Source organism: Planococcus alkaliphilus (assembly GCF_057031095.1).
This window is the reverse complement of the sequence record NZ_CM168060.1, coordinates 934,402-955,666: the sequence shown is the minus strand read 5'-3', so window position 1 is coordinate 955,666 and position 21,265 is coordinate 934,402. Positions and strand designations below refer to the sequence as shown.

The window sequence follows — 21,265 nt, the reverse complement described above, 5'->3', positions numbered from 1 at the left end:
AGAAAGCAATTTGGTTAAGTCCTCGATCGATTAGTATTCGTCAGCTGCACGTGTCGCCACGCTTCCACCTCGAACCTATCTACCTCATCGTCTTTGAGGGATCTTACTTGCTTGCGCAATGGGAAATCTCATCTTGAGGGGGGCTTCGTGCTTAGATGCTTTCAGCACTTATCCCGGCCACACATAGCTACCCAGCGATGCCCTTGGCAGAACAACTGGTACACCAGCGGTGTGTCCATCCCGGTCCTCTCGTACTAAGGACAGCTCCTCTCAAATTTCCTGCGCCCGCGACGGATAGGGACCGAACTGTCTCACGACGTTCTGAACCCAGCTCGCGTACCGCTTTAATGGGCGAACAGCCCAACCCTTGGGACCGACTACAGCCCCAGGATGCGATGAGCCGACATCGAGGTGCCAAACCTCCCCGTCGATGTGGACTCTTGGGGGAGATAAGCCTGTTATCCCCGGGGTAGCTTTTATCCGTTGAGCGATGGCCCTTCCATGCGGAACCACCGGATCACTAAGCCCGTCTTTCGACCCTGCTCGACCTGTACGTCTCGCAGTCAAGCTCCCTTGTGCCTTTACACTCTGCGAATGATTTCCAACCATTCTGAGGGAACCTTTGGGCGCCTCCGTTACTCTTTAGGAGGCGACCGCCCCAGTCAAACTGCCCGCCTGACACTGTCTCCCACCCCGATCAGGGGTGTGGGTTAGAATTTCAATACAACCAGGGTAGTATCCCACCGACGCCTCCTCCGAAGCTGGCGCTCCGGGCTCAAAGGCTCCTACCTATCCTGTACAAGTTGCACCAAAATTCAATATCAGGCTACAGTAAAGCTCCACGGGGTCTTTCCGTCCTGTCGCGGGTAACCTGCATCTTCACAGGTACTATAATTTCACCGAGTCTCTCGTTGAGACAGTGCCCAGATCGTTACGCCTTTCGTGCGGGTCGGAACTTACCCGACAAGGAATTTCGCTACCTTAGGACCGTTATAGTTACGGCCGCCGTTTACTGGGGCTTCAGTTCGCACCTTCGCTTGCGCTAAGCACTCCCCTTAACCTTCCAGCACCGGGCAGGCGTCAGCCCCTATACGTCACCTTACGGTTTTGCAGAGACCTGTGTTTTTGCTAAACAGTCGCCTGGGCCTATTCACTGCGGCTCTCTCGGGCTGTAACACCCTACCAGAGCACCCCTTCTCCCGAAGTTACGGGGTCATTTTGCCGAGTTCCTTAACGAGAGTTCACTCGCTCACCTTAGAATTCTCTTCTCGCCTACCTGTGTCGGTTTGCGGTACGGGCACCTCCCGCCTCGCTAGAGGCTTTTCTTGGCAGTGTGAAATCAGGGACTCGAGGATGAATCCTCTTGCCGTCACAGCTTAACGTATCAGGAATGGGATTTGCCTCATTCCACGCCTCACTGCTTGGACGCGCACAACCAACGGCGCGCTCACCTTATCCTTCTGCGTCCCCCCATTGCTCAAACGGCGGGGAGGTGGTACAGGAATATCAACCTGTTGTCCATCGTCTACGCCTATCGGCCTCGACTTAGGTCCCGACTGACCCTGAGCGGACGAGCCTTCCTCAGGAAACCTTAGGCATTCGGTGGACGGGATTCTCACCCGTCTTTCGTTACTCATACCGGCATTCTCACTTCTAAGCGCTCCACCAGTCCTTCCGGTCTGACTTCAACGCCCTTAGAACGCTCTCCTACCACGGACCTCAGATGAGGTCCATCCACAGCTTCGGTAATCCGTTTAGCCCCGGTACATTTTCGGCGCAGTGTCACTCGACCAGTGAGCTATTACGCACTCTTTAAATGATGGCTGCTTCTAAGCCAACATCCTGGTTGTCTAAGCAACGCCACATCCTTTTCCACTTAACGGATATTTGGGGACCTTAGCTGGTGGTCTGGGCTGTTTCCCTCTTGACTACGGATCTTATCACTCGCAGTCTGACTCCCAATCATAAATCACTGGCATTCGGAGTTTGTCTGAATTCGGTAACCCGGGATGGGCCCCTAGTCCAAACAGTGCTCTACCTCCAGGATTCTAAACGATTGAGGCTAGCCCTAAAGCTATTTCGGAGAGAACCAGCTATCTCCAGGTTCGATTGGAATTTCTCCGCTACCCACACCTCATCCCCGCACTTTTCAACGTGCGTGGGTTCGGGCCTCCAGTAAGTGTTACCTTACCTTCACCCTGGACATGGGTAGATCACCTGGTTTCGGGTCTACAACTGCATACTCATTCGCCCTATTCAGACTCGCTTTCGCTGCGGCTCCGCCTTCTCAGCTTAACCTTGCATGCAATCGTAACTCGCCGGTTCATTCTACAAAAGGCACGCCATCACCCATTAACGGGCTTTGACTACTTGTAGGCACACGGTTTCAGGATCTGTTTCACTCCCCTTCCGGGGTGCTTTTCACCTTTCCCTCACGGTACTGGTTCACTATCGGTCACTAGGGAGTATTTAGCCTTGGGAGATGGTCCTCCCGGATTCCGACGGAATTTCACGTGTTCCGCCGTACTCAGGATCCACTCGGGAGATCCGAACCTTTCAGCTACAGGGCTGTTACCTTGTCTCGCGGACCGTTCCAGGTCGCTTCGCTTAAATTCGAATTTTGTAACTCCACAATGAGTGTCCTACAACCCCAAGAGGCAAGCCTCTTGGTTTGGGCTGTTCCCGTTTCGCTCGCCGCTACTCAGGGAATCGCATTTGCTTTCTCTTCCTCCAGGTACTTAGATGTTTCAGTTCCCTGGGTCTGCCTTCTCATGTGCTATGTATTCACACATGGATACCGCCCCATTAAAGGCGGTGGGTTCCCCCATTCGGAAATCTCCGGATCATCGCTCACTTACAGCTCCCCGAAGCATATCGGTGTTAGTGCCGTCCTTCTTCGGCTCCTAGTGCCAAGGCATTCACCGTGCGCCCTTTCTAACTTAACCAAGCGGTTTGTTAAAAAGTGGATCCCAATTGGGATCGTGCTTGCATGAATTGCTTGTTTTCATTTGTTTCAATGTCGTTTTATCCAGTTTTCAAAGAACAAGTTTGAAGTCACAAAACAGGCTCACGCCTGAAGGGTGAACCTTCAAAACTGAACGCAAAACGTCAACACAAGATCCGGAGATCTTGTTTCCGAATAAATCCTTAGAAAGGAGGTGATCCAGCCGCACCTTCCGATACGGCTACCTTGTTACGACTTCACCCCAATCATCTGTCCCACCTTCGGCGGCTGGCTCCACTAGGGTTACCCCACCGACTTCGGGTGTTACAAACTCTCGTGGTGTGACGGGCGGTGTGTACAAGGCCCGGGAACGTATTCACCGTGGCATGCTGATCCACGATTACTAGCGATTCCGGCTTCATGCAGGCGAGTTGCAGCCTGCAATCCGAACTGAGAACGGTTTTCTGGGATTGGCTCCCCCTCGCGGGTTGGCTGCCCTTTGTACCGTCCATTGTAGCACGTGTGTAGCCCAGGTCATAAGGGGCATGATGATTTGACGTCATCCCCACCTTCCTCCGGTTTGTCACCGGCAGTCACCTTAGAGTGCCCAACTGAATGCTGGCAACTAAGATCAAGGGTTGCGCTCGTTGCGGGACTTAACCCAACATCTCACGACACGAGCTGACGACAACCATGCACCACCTGTCACCGCTGTCCCCGAAGGGAAAGCCTTGTCTCCAAGGCGGGCAGCGGGATGTCAAGACCTGGTAAGGTTCTTCGCGTTGCTTCGAATTAAACCACATGCTCCACCGCTTGTGCGGGCCCCCGTCAATTCCTTTGAGTTTCAGCCTTGCGGCCGTACTCCCCAGGCGGAGTGCTTAATGCGTTAGCTGCAGCACTAAGGGGCGGAAACCCCCTAACACTTAGCACTCATCGTTTACGGCGTGGACTACCAGGGTATCTAATCCTGTTTGCTCCCCACGCTTTCGCGCCTCAGCGTCAGTTACAGACCAGAAAGTCGCCTTCGCCACTGGTGTTCCTCCACATCTCTACGCATTTCACCGCTACACGTGGAATTCCACTTTCCTCTTCTGCACTCAAGTTCCCCAGTTTCCAATGACCCTCCACGGTTGAGCCGTGGGCTTTCACATCAGACTTAAGGAACCGCCTGCGCGCGCTTTACGCCCAATAATTCCGGACAACGCTTGCCACCTACGTATTACCGCGGCTGCTGGCACGTAGTTAGCCGTGGCTTTCTGGTGAGGTACCGTCAAGGTACCAATAGTTAGTTGGTACGTGTTCTTCCCTCACAACAGAGTTTTACGATCCGAAAACCTTCGTCACTCACGCGGCGTTGCTCCGTCAGACTTGCGTCCATTGCGGAAGATTCCCTACTGCTGCCTCCCGTAGGAGTCTGGGCCGTGTCTCAGTCCCAGTGTGGCCGGTCACCCTCTCAGGTCGGCTACGCATCGTGGCCTTGGTGGGCCGTTACCCCACCAACTAGCTAATGCGCCGCGGGCCCATCCTGCAGTGACAGCCGAAACCGTCTTTCCGTGAAGCCTCAGGTGAGGCTTCAAACTATTCGGTATTAGCACCGGTTTCCCGGAGTTATCCCGATCTGCAGGGCAGGTTGCCCACGTGTTACTCACCCGTCCGCCGCTAAACGCTTGGAGCAAGCTCCAAGTGTTCCGCTCGACTTGCATGTATTAGGCACGCCGCCAGCGTTCGTCCTGAGCCAGGATCAAACTCTCCATTATAGAGTAGTATTGATTGCTCAATGCTGGCGCATCGCCGTCTCCGAAAAGACGCGCGATTCGCTTTGATCTGGCAAAGCCTGATCAGTAAGTTGTGGCGCGGGACCCGGAGGTCCGTTGCCGATATTGTTGACGTTTTGCTGTTCAGTTTTCAAGGTTCATGTTGTCACTACTTTTTTCTCAGCAACTTTAATAGTATAGCTCAATTCAATTTCGAAGTCAACAGTTTTATAAAATGTATAATTCCATTTCAATCAAGTTGTTTTGAGGACGCTTATTAATATACCAAGGCTGATTGTTTTTGTCAACAAACTTTGGGTAACCGACAAAAAAATAATAAATCGATTACTTTTCTTATTATAACAGAAAATTCTATAAATAAAAATTACAAAAATGTTACAAAAATGAATGGGATATTCCCCTTTACATAGAATCTTTTAACGTATCCTTATGCTTATCTTCCTGCGCTTTATTCTCTTTATGTAACTTCACTTCCATTTCCGCCTTCATCTTATAAATCTTCAGTGCGAAGAGACGTTCAATTGTAGTTGACCCGGCTCCTATTGAAATGAATCTCTTCTATAGTAATAACTAATTCTGCTTTTCTACTTCTCTTGAACAACTTCCTTCTATAATAATAAAAACCCGCCGATTGAATTCGGCGGGTTGAGTTTAAGCCAGGAAAATGAAGTAAAGAATAAAGATAACGAACAACCCATACATAATCGGATGGATCTGTTTGGCTTTTCCTGCAAAAATCATTGTGATCGGGTAGAAGATAAATCCAATTGCAATTCCTGTGGCAATGCTATAGCCGAGAGGCATGGAAATCATCGTCAAAAATGCCGGCACCGCAATTTCAAATCTTGTCCAATCGATTTTACCTAAAGCTGAAACCATTAAAACCCCTACGATAATTAAAGCAGGAGCCGTTACAGCACTCGTAATAACTTCTAAGAGGGGATAGAATAAAATCGAAATTAAAAACAACACCCCTGTCACTACAGCAGAAAATCCTGAACGGCCTCCTGCAGCAACACCGGAAGTCGATTCGATATATGAAGTGGTCGTGGAAGTTCCAAAAATAGCGCCGCTTACTGTCGCTACCGCATCTGCCATTAAAGCTTTACCTGCACGAGGCAATTTATTATCTTTCATTAATCCTGCTTGGTTGGCAACTGCCACTAGCGTTCCGGCTGTATCGAAAAAGTCAACAAACAAGAAAGTAAGAACAATTACCAGGAATTGAACTGTCATCAATGAACCTGGATCATTGAAAATCGGTTCCAATGCGACTCCGAACGTCGGCGCCATACTTGGAATTTCTCCAATAATCGCACTTGGCAATTCCACGATGCTGAAAATCATCCCGATTACAGCTGCAATTAACATTCCGAAAAATATTCCGCCGTTAATGCCGCGTACCATGAAGATGACTGTGATTACTAGACCGAAGATGGCCAACAAAGTTGAAGGCTGTGTTAAATCGCCTAATCCGACCAAAGTATCCGGATTGCCGACAATAATTCCGGCATTTTGAAACCCGATAAATGTAATGTAAAGCCCGATTCCTGCGCCCACTGCATATTTCAATTCAGCAGGTATTGCATTGATAATCATTTCACGCAAACCAGAAAGGGATAGAACAATAAAGATGAGTCCAGAAAATAAAACACCGGTTAAAGCTGTTTGCCACGGAATTCCATAAGTCAGAATAACTGTATAGGCAAAAAATGCATTTAAGCCCATACCCGGTGCTAGAGCGATTGGGTAACGTGCTAAAATTCCCATCATAAAGCAGCCAACTGCTGCAGCAAGTGCCGTCGCCATAAATACAGACCCATAATCCATATACATTTCTTCAGGAAGATCAGGTACCGAACTTAATGTGAGCGTTAATGGGTTGACCACCAAAATATATGCCATTGCCAAGAAAGTGGTCAATCCGCCAATTATTTCTTTGCGGTAATTTGTCCCCAGTTCATCAAATTGAAAATAACTCTTCATCATTTTTCCTCCGCTTGTCGCCGCGATAATGCAAAAAAACACATACAGCAACTTGCCGTATGTGTTCGATTTATCTTTTTAAGCGTAAAACTTCCTTAAAAAGGTCCCTTACAGTTAAAGGACAAAATCGTAGTCGAGTCATTTACGGTAACTCGGTAGAAACTTTCGGGCCATATCCCCGACATTATACGACAACGTTATTTAATTACTTTTGTAATATATCATGATTGAACGTTCAAAACAATACCAAACACGAACATTTAATAAGAATAGATAAGTATAGTTCGTAAAAAACCGAAATGCCTACTGGCACTCCGGTTTTTGTTTTTATTCCCACTCAATAGTTGCTGGTGGCTTAGAGGTAATGTCATAGAGAACGCGGTTGATATGCGAAACTTCGTTGACTAGGCGGACACTGATTTTCTCAAGTACATCCCAAGGGATGCGTGCCCAGTCTGAAGTCATGCCGTCAATTGACGTTACCGCACGGATGCCGATTGCGTAATCATACGTACGGGCATCACCCATAACGCCTACGCTGCGGATATCCGGAAGCACCGTAAAGTATTGCCAAACGTCGCGGTCAAGGCCAGCCTTGCTGATTTCATCGCGTAAAATCCAATCAGATTCACGGACGATTTCCAGCTTTTCTTCAGTGACTGCTCCCATGATCCGAATTCCAAGACCAGGTCCTGGGAAAGGTTGGCGCCATACGATTTCGTCAGGCATGCCAAGTTCCGTCCCTAGAACACGGACTTCGTCTTTGAACAATGTGTTCAATGGTTCGATCAATTTAAACTGCATATCTTCTGGCAGCCCACCCACGTTGTGATGGGATTTGATCGTCTGGGCAGTTGTTGTGCCGCTTTCGATAATATCGGTATAGAGTGTGCCTTGAGCTAGGAAATCCATGCCTTCAAGTTTTGAAGCTTCGTCATCGAATACATAGATGAATTCATTGCCAATGATTTTGCGTTTTTTCTCAGGATCTGTAACGCCTTCGAGCTTTTTCATGAAACGGTCGCGCGCATCGATTTTGATGACGTTCATATTAAAGCCGTCAGCGAAAGTTTTCATGACACTTTCTGCCTCTCCTTTACGCAGCAAACCATGGTCAACAAACATACAAGTCAACTGATCGCCAATCGCTTTATGGATCAGAACTGCTACTACAGATGAATCGACGCCGCCGCTCAGTGCACAAAGAACTTTTTTGTCCCCTACTTCTTCGCGGATTTTTTCGATTTCCAATTCGATGTAGTTTTCCATCGACCAGTCAGCTGCCATCCCGCAAACACCGAAGACGAATTGACGCAGCAATTCATTGCCATATACAGAGTGGCGAACTTCCGGGTGGAATTGTACGCCGTAGAATTTACGTGATTCGTCTGCCATCGAAGCGATTGGGCAGCTTGCACTAGTACCGATAACTTCAAACCCTGGAGGCGCAGCAGTTACCAAGTCGCCATGGCTCATCCATACAATTTGCTCTTCCGGCAAACCTTCGAAGACTTTGCTTTCCTTGATCAATTTAAGTTCGGCTTTGCCATATTCACGGTTTTGCGCTTTTTCGACTTTTCCGTCCAATTTCAATGCCATTAATTGCATACCATAGCAAATTCCTAAAATCGGAAGACCCATTTCAAAAATCGCTTCATCAATTGAAAAAGCATTCTTATCGTAAACTGAATTCGGTCCACCTGAGAAAATGATGCCTGTAGCATTCATTTCTTTGATTTCTTCAGCTGTAATTGTATGCGGATGCAACTCGCTGTAAACGCCAATTTCACGAATACGCCGTGTAATCAATTGGTTGTACTGGCTTCCAAAATCCAAAACCACTATTTTCTTTTGCTCTTTCAACATCGGACTTGCTGGCACACTCTTCACCTCTTCTATTCTTTTCAGAGCCTCAAAATGACAAAAGAACGCGAAAATGGACTCCTCGCGTTCTTTTGCTCTACATCAAAAAGGCGAATGCACATGTCTGAAAGCATGCGTCATCCACCTTCATAGTCAAGTCATTTCCGGAGACTTGGTAGAGACATCCGATCCATATCACCGGACATATATGAGGGCACTTGTAAATTATAATTTTCTCAATTGTACAAGCTAGCGCCCCCAAAATCAACCGCTTGTGCGATTGATTAAATTTTCCCAACTTTCTTTTAGCTCGTTCCAGTCAACGGATTCTGGATTTCCGCCGTAAACAGCTTGCTCATAAGCACGCGTTAAACGCGTCATATCACTTGTACCGAAAAATGAATCGATATAGGAAGCATAGGATTTTAAGGTCTGGCCTTCCCTTCTCTTAATTCCATATAATTCCAATTGTTTCAACAAACGCAAATATGCTTTTTCAAACGTTGATGCGCTTTCACCGCGATTGCGGTAATAAGGGATCAACACTTTCGGGAGCCATTTTTGGCGAATCTTATAGAGGATACCCGCTAAAACTAGAAGTCCGCCAAGAGCCCATAAAATTTTCGCCTTATTTTCATCCCAGATATCAGAAGCGCGATCCCAAAAGTCCGGACCATTAGCTTCTTCTCCTGCTCCTGCAGTGCTGTCATCCTCTTCTTCAATCGGATTTGGACGTTCAGGCTGTTCGCGTTCAACTGGATCCGAAGCATCCACCTCAACATCGAATTCAACTTCAGAAGAACCTGTAAATCCGATAGTCGGTTCAAAGAGCATCCAGCCTACTCCCGGCATATAAGCTTCCACCCAGGAATGGGCATTGTTATTAGTGATTTGATAGATGTCTCGCGTCCCTTCCGTTTCCAGCAATTCACCTTCGTTAAATCCTTTTACCCATCTTGCAGGAATATCAAGAGAGCGTAAAAGCACTACCATGGAAGTTGAAAAGTTATCGCAATAACCCCTCTGTGTCTCAAATAGGAATTGGTCTACATAGTCCTGGCCATCTTCAGGGACCGGGATATCCTGTTGGCTGTATTCAAAGCTTCCATTGGAAAAATACCGCTCAACTGCTCTGGTTTTATCGTACACAGTCGTTGAAGTTGAAGTGATTTCAAGAGCCAAATCCCGGACTCGCTGCGGCAATTCATCCGGCAATTGCAAAAAGCGATCAAATGCAGCTGGCAATTCCGCCAGTTTCTCTGGTGCCGTGGCCCGGAGCGCCGTTAAACTGAAGGTGGGCTCGCTATAGCTGATTTCATAAACTTGAGGTTCAAAGACATTGCCTTGCTGGAATGTTTCGATCCGCTGATCTGCTGCATCGTATTGATAATTTGGGGCAGCGTCCATTAAAATCGATTCAGTTCCATATGGATATAAAACGAAAGGGAAGTCTTGATCCATCGAAATTAAAGCCGTATCCTCTTCTTCCGCTTCTCCTGGGATAAAATCCGTTTTAATGAATTCCCCATTTTCATAAACTGCGACCTCTCCAACATTTTCAGTCAATTCCCATCCTTTCGACGTATAAATGTCTTTGGATTCGACTTTCCAATATTGGCCGTCATCCACCTCTGCTGTAAATACAGGTGAGCTGTCGGCGATGAATGATCCACCTAACTGGGAATCGTCTACTCCATAGCCGATCCGGCCAACAGAATTACCGCCAGTCCCACTGCCGGCCTGATTTGAAAATGACGTAATATACGGAACGGGATCCGGCCAAACCGGACCGGATTTCGGCAAGTACAAGGCAACAGCTGTCGTTCCAGCAATCGCTAAAAATAACGGAATGACAGAAGCGGCAATCTTATCGCCGCTCAATTCAATATGATGCCGTTCGGTCCATCTCGCTAAATGCAGCAAACCGGCAAGCAGCAAGCCGATGACCATGATGCGGATAATGGCTGTATTTCCTGTATACGGGCTGAACGTATCCAATATCGCGATGAACAGGACCGTTAAAAAATAAAACAGGAAAATGCTTAAGCGGAAGCTGACCCAATAATGGATCAAGTAAACTGCCATCCACAGCAGCGCAAAGAACAGGACCGTCCGGAAGATATCGGTAGTCTGTGCCCAGTTCTGTGAAAATAAGGCTTCCATATTCACTTGCAGGTCCACCCAGACAAAAACCATTGCATCTTTCGAAAAGAAGAACGAATCCGTGTAGACATGGACAATAAACCAAAGAATATAAAGCAATTTAACAGGCCCGGATATTATCCACGGCACTTTAAACAATGCCATTAACAGACCTAATACAATAAACACCAGAAACAGCGTTTTATGTCCCGTCGATGTCAATGTCATTACTGGAGTCAGCCATTCTGCAAGAAGAAAAAAGACCAGCACATATAAACAAGCCATAAACCAAGTGTTTTTACGAATGGCGCTCATTTTTCGCTCCCTCCTGTAAATACGGAAGTAAAGTTTTCTGGACTTAACCGTTTGACGAGAAATCCTTTTGATCTCGCATATTGGTAAGTCATTTCATCTTCTGATGTGAACTTCTCGCCTTTTACAGCCACCACCAAAAACATGCAGGTATTCAGCTGTTTGACATTGCGCTGAATTGTTTTTACCATTTCCATCGTTAACTGGCTTGTTACGTACAGCAGACTGGATGCATGGATTTCCTGCAATTCCCGGTTCACCGCTTGCTCAACAGGAATTTCAAGATCCGGCTGAACTTTTGCCAAATGATACATCACCCGCTGCAGCTGCTCTTCGGTTTGGATAACCGGGAAATAGTTTTTCGTTTCTCCTATAGATAGGTAAGCCAAACTTGAATTGGCTCCAATAATTGATTTGATGATAGAAGCGATCAATTCTACTTGGATTTCAAATTTATCTGAAGGCGCACGGTCATCCATTAAAAACAGGTCCTGCGACTGGCGGTCTTCAAACTCTTTCGTCCGCATCGTCTGCGTCCGGGCAAAAGATTTCCAATGAATCCAGGAGACCCGGTCCCCCGGATGATAATCCCTGATCCCGGTCGCCATCGTCGTATCCTTCACTAGCGTAAAAGGAGCTGCCATGCTTCCGTGATCGTATTTAGCCTCCATTGGCCGGTAAGCGAGTTCCACAGTATTTGGATACACAAGCACTTTCTGCTGCAACGGCAGGAGCCGGGTTTTCCTGACCCAGCCAAAAAAATCGGCGATCTCGACTTGAATGCCTTCCAATACGTGTTCACCACGCGGCATATCTGAAATTTCATACGACCATGAATACGATTTCCTAAAACCAGGCACAAGCATTTTCTGATAGCTTCCATCTGCCCGATCTTTCAATAAAGGTGAATCGGTCTTCTCAGACATGACCATATAGAGTAAAGGAAAGCGGAATTTTCTTTGGACATGGATCGTCGCTGAGAAGTTTCCGCCTTTCCTGATTTGAGCCGTATGGATTTCTCTCGAAAGCTGGATATCCTGGATCGGATAAAAGCTCATCAATAAGGAATACAATAAGAACGGCAATGTCATATAAAAAATGAACCAGCTGACAAAACCGCCTTGGAACATCGCAAACGAAAAAGTGAAAATCAGGATCAGAATAATGAAAAGCAATCTTCCCCATAAATTCACGAAGCCCGGCAAGCGCTTCATTGGCCAACAAGCCTTTGCACAGGCACTCTGGTTTTCGCTAATATCCGGTCGGTAATTTCTTCGGCAGTAATGCCGTCGTACCGTGCTTCAGAGCGGAGCATGATGCGATGGCCAAAAACAGATTTCGCTAAATATTGCACATCGTCTGGAGTCACGTAATTTCTCCCCTTCAGCATGGCATAAGCTTGGGAAGCTTTCATCAACGCAATCGAACCTCGCGGGCTTACCCCTAAATAGACATAAGGATCAATACGGGTCTGGCGCGAAAGATCCACAATATAGCTTTTAATCGAATCTTCCACTTTGATTTTTTTCGCTTCTTCTTGAAGTTGCAATAATTCTTCCAATGAAATGACGGCTTCAAGTTCGTCTATCGGCACCGATAATTGCGAGCGGCTCAACACTTCCACTTCTTCTTTCGAACTTGGGTAGCCCATTTTCACTTTCAGCAAAAAGCGGTCAAGCTGAGCTTCCGGCAACGGATAGGTTCCTTCGTATTCAATCGGGTTTTGAGTCGCCATGACGAAAAAGGGTTTGGGAATTGTCATCGTAACACCATCAATTGTGACAGAAGCTTCTTCCATCGCTTCCAGCAAAGAGGATTGTGTCTTCGGAGAAGTTCGGTTAATCTCATCCGCAAGAACAATATTGCCCATAATCGGCCCTGGCCGGAAATGGAACTCCATATCTTTCGGATTATAAATGGAAACACCGATTACATCTGAAGGCAGAAGGTCCGGTGTAAATTGAATTCGTTTAAAATCGGCGCCGACTGATTTAGCAAGCGCTCTTACCAACATGGTTTTTCCGACTCCTGGGACATCTTCTAACAGGACATGTCCGTGTGAAAGTATAGCAACGATGCTGAGTTCGGCAATATTCCGTTTACCGATTATTACTTTTTCTATGTTATCAATGACTACATTTAATCGATCTTTAGCATCCATGCTCATTGCCCCCAATGTATAATAAACAAAATTTAAAATTATCTAAAACTTATCATAAGCATAACGAATTTATAGGAAATTCTCAACTCTGCTTCCTCTCACTCAGGTCTTTTTCCGCAAATAAAAACAGAGCCTTTTAACAGGCTCTGTTCATTTCGGTTTATTTCCAGAAATCGTCGAATACTGTAATCGGCAAATGGCGCTTATGTTGCGTGCGAAGGTAGTAGCCTTCCAGTTTTTCACGCGCATCTTCCGGAATCTTTTTGCCTTCCAAATAATCATCAATCATCTCATAAGTGAGGCCAAGAGCCACTTCATCCGGTATAGCCGGTTTGTCTTCTTCCAAATCCGCAGTCGGAATTTTCGTGTACAAATGCTCAGGAGCATCCAGCTCTTTTAATAACGCACGGCCTTGGCGCTTATTCAAACGGAATAATGGCGTCACGTCCGCCGCCCCGTCCCCGAACTTCGTATAGAACCCAGTTATCGCTTCTGCTGCATGATCGGTTCCAAGAACAACCGCATTTTGCATAGCTGCCACTGAAAATTGCACTTTCATTCGCTCGCGGGCTTTTTCATTGCCTTTAGCAAAATCCGTCAGGAGGATGCCGGCATCCTCCAATGCTTTTCTACTGGCATCTACTGCCGCTTTAATATTCACTGTGTATACTTTTGTCGGTTTGATAAAATCGATCGCATCTTTTGCATCGTGTTCATCAAATTGTTCGCCGTACGGAAGACGGACCGCATAAAAGCCATATTTTTCTTCTCCGCTTTCAGCGTTCAATTCATCTACAGCCATTTGGGCCAATTTGCCGGCTAACGTCGAGTCTTGCCCTCCAGAAATGCCGAGTACATATCCCTTCAAAAATGGATGCTTCACCAAGTATTCTTTCAGAAAAGCAATGGTCCGGCTAATTTCTTCTTTCGGATCAATGCTTGGCTGAACTTTAAGTTCTTCAATTATCGTTTGCTGTAATGTCGACATTTGAAATCCCCCTTATTTGCTGGTCATTTGTTGGATAGAGTCTTTTACTTCTTGGATATTGCGTATTTTATTGTCCCAACACTTCTGGCTGAGGTCGACCGGATATTCTTCCGGATTCAACGAACGCTTGTATTCATCCCATAATAAATCCATATTGCGTGTTGCATACGCCTGGATTTCTTCTAATGGAGGATTTTTGTAAATAAGTTCTCCGTCTTTGATGACTTGTTGATGGATATTGATGGCATCAAAATTGCTGATAAATTTGGATACATACGTATGGACAGGATGGAACATCTTCAAATGATCTTCAGCAGCCGGATTTTCATCCTGCATCGTGATGTAATCCCCTTCTGATTTACCATTTTCCCTATCAATAATGCGATAAACGTTTTTGAGGCCTGGAGTTGTCACTTTTTCGGCGTTGCCGGAAATTTTAATGGTGTCTTCCATCTCACCATGATCGTTTTCAATCGCGACCAATTTGTAGACAGCTCCAAGAGCCGGCTGGTCGTATGCCGTAATCAGCTTGGTCCCGATTCCCCATGCATCCACCCGCGCACCTTGCGCTTTTAAGTTAAGGATCGTATATTCATCCAGGTCATTAGACACGACAATTTGAGTATCCGTAAAACCTGCTTCGTCTAGCATCTTCCGGGCTTCTTTCGACAAGAAAGCAATATCTCCACTATCCAGTCGGATGCCTTGGAAATTAATCTTATCGCCCAATTCTTTTGCTACGCGGATAGCTGTCGGAAGGCCCGATTTCAATGTATCGTATGTGTCGACCAAGAAAACACAGTCTTTATGCCGTTTTGCGTAAGAGTGGAAGGCTTCGTATTCATCTTTATAAGCTTGAACAAGAGAGTGCGCATGTGTACCGGCTACAGGAATGCCGAACATTTTCCCTGCACGGACATTGCTCGTGGCTTCAAGGCCGCCGATATAGGCAGCCCGCGTTCCCCATACAGCCGCATCCATCTCTTGTGCACGTCTTGTTCCAAACTCCATGACCCGCTCATCTTTGACAATTTGCTTAATGCGGCTCGCTTTTGTCGCAATCAAAGTTTGATAGTTTACAATATTTAACAGAGCTGTTTCAATCAGTTGAGCTTCAACTAAAGGCGCTTCGATGCGAAGAAGCGGTTCGTTTTGGAAGACCAATTCCCCTTCTACTACGGAATAGATGTCTCCTGTAAACCGGACTGTCTTCAAATAAGCCAAGAAATCGTCTCCATAGCCGACCTCTTCTTTTAAATAGGCAAGGTCGCTGTCTGTAAAACGGAATTCTTTCAAATAATCAAGAATACGCTCTAACCCAGCAAAGATCGCGTAGCCATTGCCGAAAGGCAGCTTCCGGAAAAACAATTCAAATACCGCTTTCCGTTCATGCATGCCATCTGCCCAATAAGCTTCGGACATATTGATTTGGTATAAATCTGTATGTAGCGTTAAACTGTCATCTGAATATTTTCTTTCCATTTGAATCTCCTTCTTCCGCAAGTCATTAGTTTCAAGTTAATTTCTATAATTATACCCTAATAGACTCATTTCAAATAAGAAAAACACAAATAATCGATTTAATTGACATTAGCCATAGCCTATGAGACACTTAATCAGTTAACAGCGAGGTAACTGAAAAATTTTGATAATCTGGCATTCTACAGTAATGTTTTTGATAATACTTATTCACACTGGCGCGATTTAAGGATCGCAAGGACGTAAAAGAAGGTAGGGTTTACGTTGCTTAAGTTAGAAAGCCACCAGTGGAACAATGACCGCGGCACAGAAAGTTAATCCTTTCAATGGAAATGATTCCCCGTTTATCGGGTTGAAAAATTGAAATCAAATATTAGTTAATGTTACCTTAAAAAATCAAAGGGATGTCCTCTAACGAGGACATCCCTTTTCCAATGCTTGCATTTACTTGTTTTTGCCGGCTGACTCCAGTACATACGAATCTTCCTGGCGGTTTAAATAATCCGTCACTGCGCCTCGTGAAGAACACGAAACATTGTGCGCATATTTTCCAAGAACGCCTTTTTTATAGAGCGGCGGTGCTACCCATGCTTTGCGGCGCGCTTCCAGCTCTTCGTCTGACACAGCCATGGTAATCTCCTGCTTGATGGAGTCGACTGTCACGATATCCCCTTCTTTCAACAACGCAATCGGTCCACCCACTTGGGCTTCTGGCGCAATATGCCCAACGACCAATCCGTGCGTTCCTCCAGAAAAGCGTCCGTCCGTCAATAAAGCAACCGATTCATCCATGCCTTTTCCGACAAGAATAGCGGATATTGATAACATTTCCGGCATCCCCGGACCGCCTTTTGGCCCTACATAACGGATAACGAGTACATCTCCTTCATTGATTTCGTTTGCCATTACGGCAGCCGTCGCTTCTTTTTCTGTATCAAAAACGCGAGCAGGGCCGGTATGCACTTTCACTTTAACGCCAGACAGTTTAGCAACTGCGCCTCTTGGGGAAAGATTTCCTTTTAATACGACCAATGGACCGTCAGCACGCTTCGGCTTCTCAAACGGTACAATGACTTCCTGCCCCTCGATCAAGCCCGGAGCTTCAGCTAAGTTTTCTGCCAAGGTCTTTCCAGTCACTGTCATACAATCTCCGTGCAAATAACCTTTTTCCAGCAATAGTTTCATAACCGCTTGGACCCCGCCGACTTTATGCAGATCTTCCATGACAAATCGTCCGCTCGGCTTCAAATCTGCAATATGCGGCACTTGCTTCTGCAATCGGTTGAAGTCATCGATGGTCAGATCCACTTCAATCGCGTGGGCAATCGCCAATAAATGAAGAATGGCATTAGTCGATCCCCCAAGGGCCATAACAACGGTAATCGCATTTTCAAATGCTTCTTTTGTCATGATGTCTTTCGGATAAATGCCAAGTTCCAGCAAATTGTAGACGGCTTTTCCTGCCGCTTCACAGTCTGCTGCTTTCAAATCATTTTCAGCTGGATTCGAAGAGCTTCCTGGCAAGCTCATCCCCATTGCTTCCGCAGCCGATGCCATCGTGTTGGCCGTATACATGCCGCCGCATGAACCAGCGCCTGGACACGCCGCACATTCAATGCCGCGCAAAGTATCATCCGAAATGTCACCATTATTATGCTGGCCGACGCCTTCGAATACAGATACGATATCAATGTCTCCACCGTTATGTTTGCCCGGTGCAATGGTGCCTCCGTAAACAAATACGGCCGGCACTTCAGAGTTGGCAATGGCAATCAAGCAGCCGGGAATGTTTTTATCGCATCCTCCGATTGCCACTAGGCCATCCAAGTTTTCTGCTCCAACCACTGTTTCAATCGAATCCGCGATAACGTCGCGGCTTGGCAATGAATAGCGCATCCCGTCTGTTCCCATGGAAATGCCATCTGAAACTGTGATGGTATTGAAGATAAACGGAACACCGCCTGCTTCTCTCGCCCCTTTTTTCGCACTCACTGCTAAATCATGAATATGTATATTGCACGGAGTCACTTCACTCCACGTACTTGCAATCCCGATCATCGGTTTTTGGAAATCTTCATCGGTCACTCCGACAGAACGGAGCATGGCCCGGTTTGGCGCTTTCATAGCGCCCTCGCTGAATACTTTACTCTTGATGCGTAAATCTTTTTTCATTGAACATCTATCCTTTCTTTTTACTCATTATAGATCAATTTTTAAACAATTCAATGAATTAAAAATTTTTATTCAGTTAAATGAATATTTTGTCATAGAATATTCAAACTTTCGTCAGTAAAAAAAAGCCCCAGTAAATGCTGGAGCTTTTTCTAGTGGGCCACGTTTTCCCACAGATTTTCTAATGCGAGCGGCGGGCACGGACGGCTATAGTAGTAGCCTTGCCCGATTACATCAAAGTTCCTCAGTAACTCCACTTGATCTTCTTTTTCGATTCCTTCCACAACCACAAGCGTATCGAGCCCTTTTCCTACCTCAATAATAGCTTTAAGAATTGAAAGGTTTCTTGGATTGACAAGCATATCATCAATCAATGATTTATCGATCTTTAAAGTATCGATTTCAATATTTTTGATGACTGTCAAAGAAGAATAGCCGGCGCCAAAATCATCAATTGCGATTTTTATGCCCAATCCCCGCAGCCCTCTAATAACTTTGGATGATTCTTCGATATTCATCATGACACTTTCGGTGATTTCAATTTCCAAATACGCTGGATCGATTTGGTAGGCTGTTAAAATCGCTTCCACTTTCCGATTAAATTGAGAGTCCCGGAATTGGCGGGCAGAGACATTCACAGACACTTTCACTTTTGGTTTTCCGCTCTTTTCCCATTCGCAGATTTGACGGCAGGCCTCTTCTAAAACCCACTCCCCAATCGGCAGGATCAGCCCTGTTTCTTCCGCAATGGGGATGAACTCAGCAGGAGACACCGTACCAATGGATGGATTCCAGCGCAGCAAGGCCTCAAGCCCCACCATCTTCTCCGTCCGCAAATCGACTTGCGGCTGATAATAAAGCTGGAATTCATTTTTTTCAATGGCTTTTCGCAGCGCATTTTCCACCTCGAATTTCCGGCTGACCTTTTGGTTTAGATCTTCCGTGAAAAACTGATAATTGTTCTTGCCTTTTTCTTTTGCTGAATACAACGCAAAATCCGCTTCACGGATTAGGGTTTCTTCATTGTTCATGCATTTGTCCTGCATGCTGATGCCAACACTGATCGTCACGATCATTTCATGATCTAACAATTCTACCGGCTGTTCCATGACTTGAAAGATTTTCTTCGCCAAGCGGATCATGTAGGCTTCTGTCACATTTTCAAAAGCGATGATAAACTCATCCCCGCCGTGGCGCGATAAGCGGTCAGTCGGACGCAAGCAGGATTTAATCCGCTTAGACACTTTTTTCAGGAAAAGATCGCCCCCCTGGTGTCCCAAAAGGTCATTCACGCCTTTAAAGTCATCAAAGTCGATCAGCATAACCGCCAGAGAACGATCGTACTGTCTGGCTCTTGCAGCGATGGCCGACAGATTTTCATAAAACCAATGTCGATTCGGCAAACCGGTTAATTGATCGGTAAAAGCCAAGTCATTCATTCTCATTTCAAGCTGCTTTTTTTCGGAAACGTTTCGGGTAATTGAAAACATTCCGTCCACCTGTCCTTGTTTACGGATCGGCACAACATTTAAATCCACTTGCAGTTCATTTTTTTCTTTATCTATCAATTTTTGTTCAGCTTGAAGGGCTTTGCCTTGTTTGGCTAATTCAAAAACTTCTTTTACACGTGCAGTCTTTTCGACGATCAACTCGGTGAAAGGCATATCCCGTAATTCTTTCTGGGTAAAACCGGTCAGCTCTTCCCCTCGCTTGTTGACATTTTTAAACGAACCGTCGAGAGCGATTTCAAAAACTGCATCTAAATTATTTTCAAATAGAGAGCGGTATTTCTCTTCGTTCTCCTCCATCAATCGCAGCGCTTCTTTTTCTTTCGTGATATTTTTGGCAATGCCGTAGACGCCAATAATTTCGCCGTCAATTTTAATAGGTAAATTTGTAATGTGGAGATTTATCCATTTCCTATTTTTCCGGATGCATTGCAATTCATAATTCTGCGGTATCCCCAGCAAAGCTTGTTCAAAATGCATTTTGGTTTTCTCTAAATAAGGCGGAGCTACAATCGGATGAAAAGTAGTGCCGATAAATTCTTCTTTTGTATAACCGATAAGATCCATTATGGCGTTGTTGACATTCAACATCCTGCCATCGGGATCCATTGAAAAAACGCCGTCGGGATTATAAGCAAACAACGATTGGTAGCGCTGTTCACTTGCTTCAAGCTCCAGACGAATTTTCTTTTCCAACGTAATATCCCGGAGAATCAATTGGATGGCCGGCTTACCTTCGAATTTCATTTGGGCACCTGTCACTTCGACATCGATCAACGAGCCATCAGGCTTGATGAATTGCTGCTCGATGGGTGCAGCATTGCCTCCCTGCATCATATGATGGATCCGTTCTTTGACAATCGGCTGAAAAGAAGCCGGTACAAAATCTAAAATCGACTTCCCTAAAACAAGCTCTTTGTTTTCCACACCGACCATCTTCAAGCAAGCTTCATTCACAAAAATCAATTTCCCTTGGCTATGCACAACAATAGGTTCTGGAGACAATTCAACCAGTTTCCGGAACCGGTTTTCGCTTTCCTTATTTTCCTCGATCAAACGGTTCTCTACCACGATCTTCCGGTAATCGGCATACGCAAACAGCATCGCCAGTACAACCAGCGCAGCGGATAGAGCAAAAATCGAGTTCATTATCGCCATTTCTGAAATCCAGAAAGGCCCCGCTGCAGAAAAATGCACATCAACGATATTGGCATTCATCGCTGTGTAATGCATGAAGGAAATAGCCAAGCCAAGTAAAACCGCGCTCATCACTTTTCGGCTGAGCGATTTATTCAGCCGCTTGAAATTCATGAAAATTTTAATCGCCGCTGTTGAAAAAAGAAAGACGACGGCAACGGATAAGACGAAAAATCCCAAATTCAACCGGCTGGTTTCGTCACCTTGTACGGCAGCCATTGCGATGTAATGGCCTAAAATGATGCCAATCCCTAACATTAAGCCACTGAAAATCATATTAACTTTTGTAGTCTTGCCGTTATACAAAACTTGAAAAGCGATGAACGACGCCAAAATGGATATTGCTAATGACGCCAATAATAACAGCGCATGGTAAGAGATGCCCGCTTCTCCGTAGAAATGGAAAGCCGACATCCCGATTAAATGCATGGTGAAGATGCCGAGGCCCATAAATACACTGGCAGCGGAAACAAAAATTTGGCGCTTTTCTTTCGCAACATCGGCCAGTTTCCCAATTAAAACAAGCGAAATATAGGAAGAAAAAATTGCTATAAATACAGATAATATAATCAAAAACGGACTAAACGATGTCATTAATACTCTCCAGCTCCTACAAGTTACTTAACATTCTTGATAATTATACCTTAAAATTCTTATATATTATGGATGTACCCCTTAAAATAGGCCAATAGGCATTTCAAATAATCAAAATAAAATAAGGCTCCCGCCATATTTAGC

General features: G+C 45.7%; 9 protein-coding genes, 2 rRNA genes and 2 riboswitches. All 11 genes read right to left on the bottom strand.

Annotated elements, in window-relative coordinates; translation table 11 throughout:
- Positions 1-10: 10 nt before the first annotated feature.
- Positions 11-2,945, bottom strand: a 23S ribosomal RNA gene (locus AC2EXB_RS04870).
- A gap of 206 nt (positions 2,946-3,151) precedes the next feature.
- Positions 3,152-4,701, bottom strand: a 16S ribosomal RNA gene (locus AC2EXB_RS04865).
- The 16S and 23S rRNA genes sit together here, the layout of an rRNA operon.
- A gap of 669 nt (positions 4,702-5,370) precedes the next feature.
- The gene (locus AC2EXB_RS04860; RefSeq protein ID WP_235198563.1) at positions 5,371-6,705 is read right to left on the bottom strand and encodes an NCS2 family permease; all 1,335 of its coding nucleotides are present in this window, start codon (positions 6,703-6,705) and stop codon (positions 5,371-5,373) included.
- Between the two features lie 110 nt (positions 6,706-6,815).
- A riboswitch (purine riboswitch) is annotated at positions 6,816-6,917 on the bottom strand.
- Positions 6,918-7,032: 115 nt separating this feature from the next.
- Complete coding sequence (guaA, locus tag AC2EXB_RS04855) at positions 7,033-8,571, bottom strand: glutamine-hydrolyzing GMP synthase (RefSeq protein WP_483604719.1); 1,539 nt, start codon at positions 8,569-8,571, stop codon at positions 7,033-7,035.
- Positions 8,572-8,698: 127 nt separating this feature from the next.
- Positions 8,699-8,800, bottom strand: a riboswitch (purine riboswitch).
- A 32-nt stretch (positions 8,801-8,832) separates the two neighbouring features.
- A complete protein-coding gene (locus AC2EXB_RS04850) occupies positions 8,833-11,025 on the bottom strand; it encodes a DUF4129 domain-containing transglutaminase family protein (RefSeq protein ID WP_483603967.1) in 2,193 nt (730 codons plus the stop codon).
- Entirely contained in the window at positions 11,022-12,236 is a 1,215-nt protein-coding gene (locus tag AC2EXB_RS04845; protein WP_483603966.1) for a DUF58 domain-containing protein, read from the bottom strand. Before AC2EXB_RS04845 ends, AC2EXB_RS04850 begins: the two co-directional genes overlap by 4 nt.
- A complete protein-coding gene (locus AC2EXB_RS04840) occupies positions 12,233-13,183 on the bottom strand; it encodes an AAA family ATPase (protein WP_483603965.1) in 951 nt (316 codons plus the stop codon). The genes AC2EXB_RS04845 and AC2EXB_RS04840 overlap by 4 nt, the downstream gene beginning before the upstream one ends.
- Positions 13,184-13,343: 160 nt before the next feature.
- A complete protein-coding gene (gene nadE, locus AC2EXB_RS04835) occupies positions 13,344-14,171 on the bottom strand; it encodes an ammonia-dependent NAD(+) synthetase (protein ID WP_235198559.1) in 828 nt (275 codons plus the stop codon).
- Between the two features lie 12 nt (positions 14,172-14,183).
- Positions 14,184-15,653, bottom strand: a complete 1,470-nt coding sequence (locus AC2EXB_RS04830) for a nicotinate phosphoribosyltransferase (RefSeq protein ID WP_483603964.1) — start codon at positions 15,651-15,653, stop codon at positions 14,184-14,186.
- A 441-nt stretch (positions 15,654-16,094) separates the two neighbouring features.
- Positions 16,095-17,822 (bottom strand): dihydroxy-acid dehydratase, encoded by a 1,728-nt coding sequence (ilvD, locus tag AC2EXB_RS04825; protein WP_483603963.1) that lies wholly within the window; start codon positions 17,820-17,822, stop codon positions 16,095-16,097.
- A gap of 152 nt (positions 17,823-17,974) precedes the next feature.
- Complete coding sequence (locus AC2EXB_RS04820) at positions 17,975-21,121, bottom strand: EAL domain-containing protein (RefSeq protein WP_483603962.1); 3,147 nt, start codon at positions 21,119-21,121, stop codon at positions 17,975-17,977.
- Positions 21,122-21,265 lie beyond the last annotated feature (144 nt).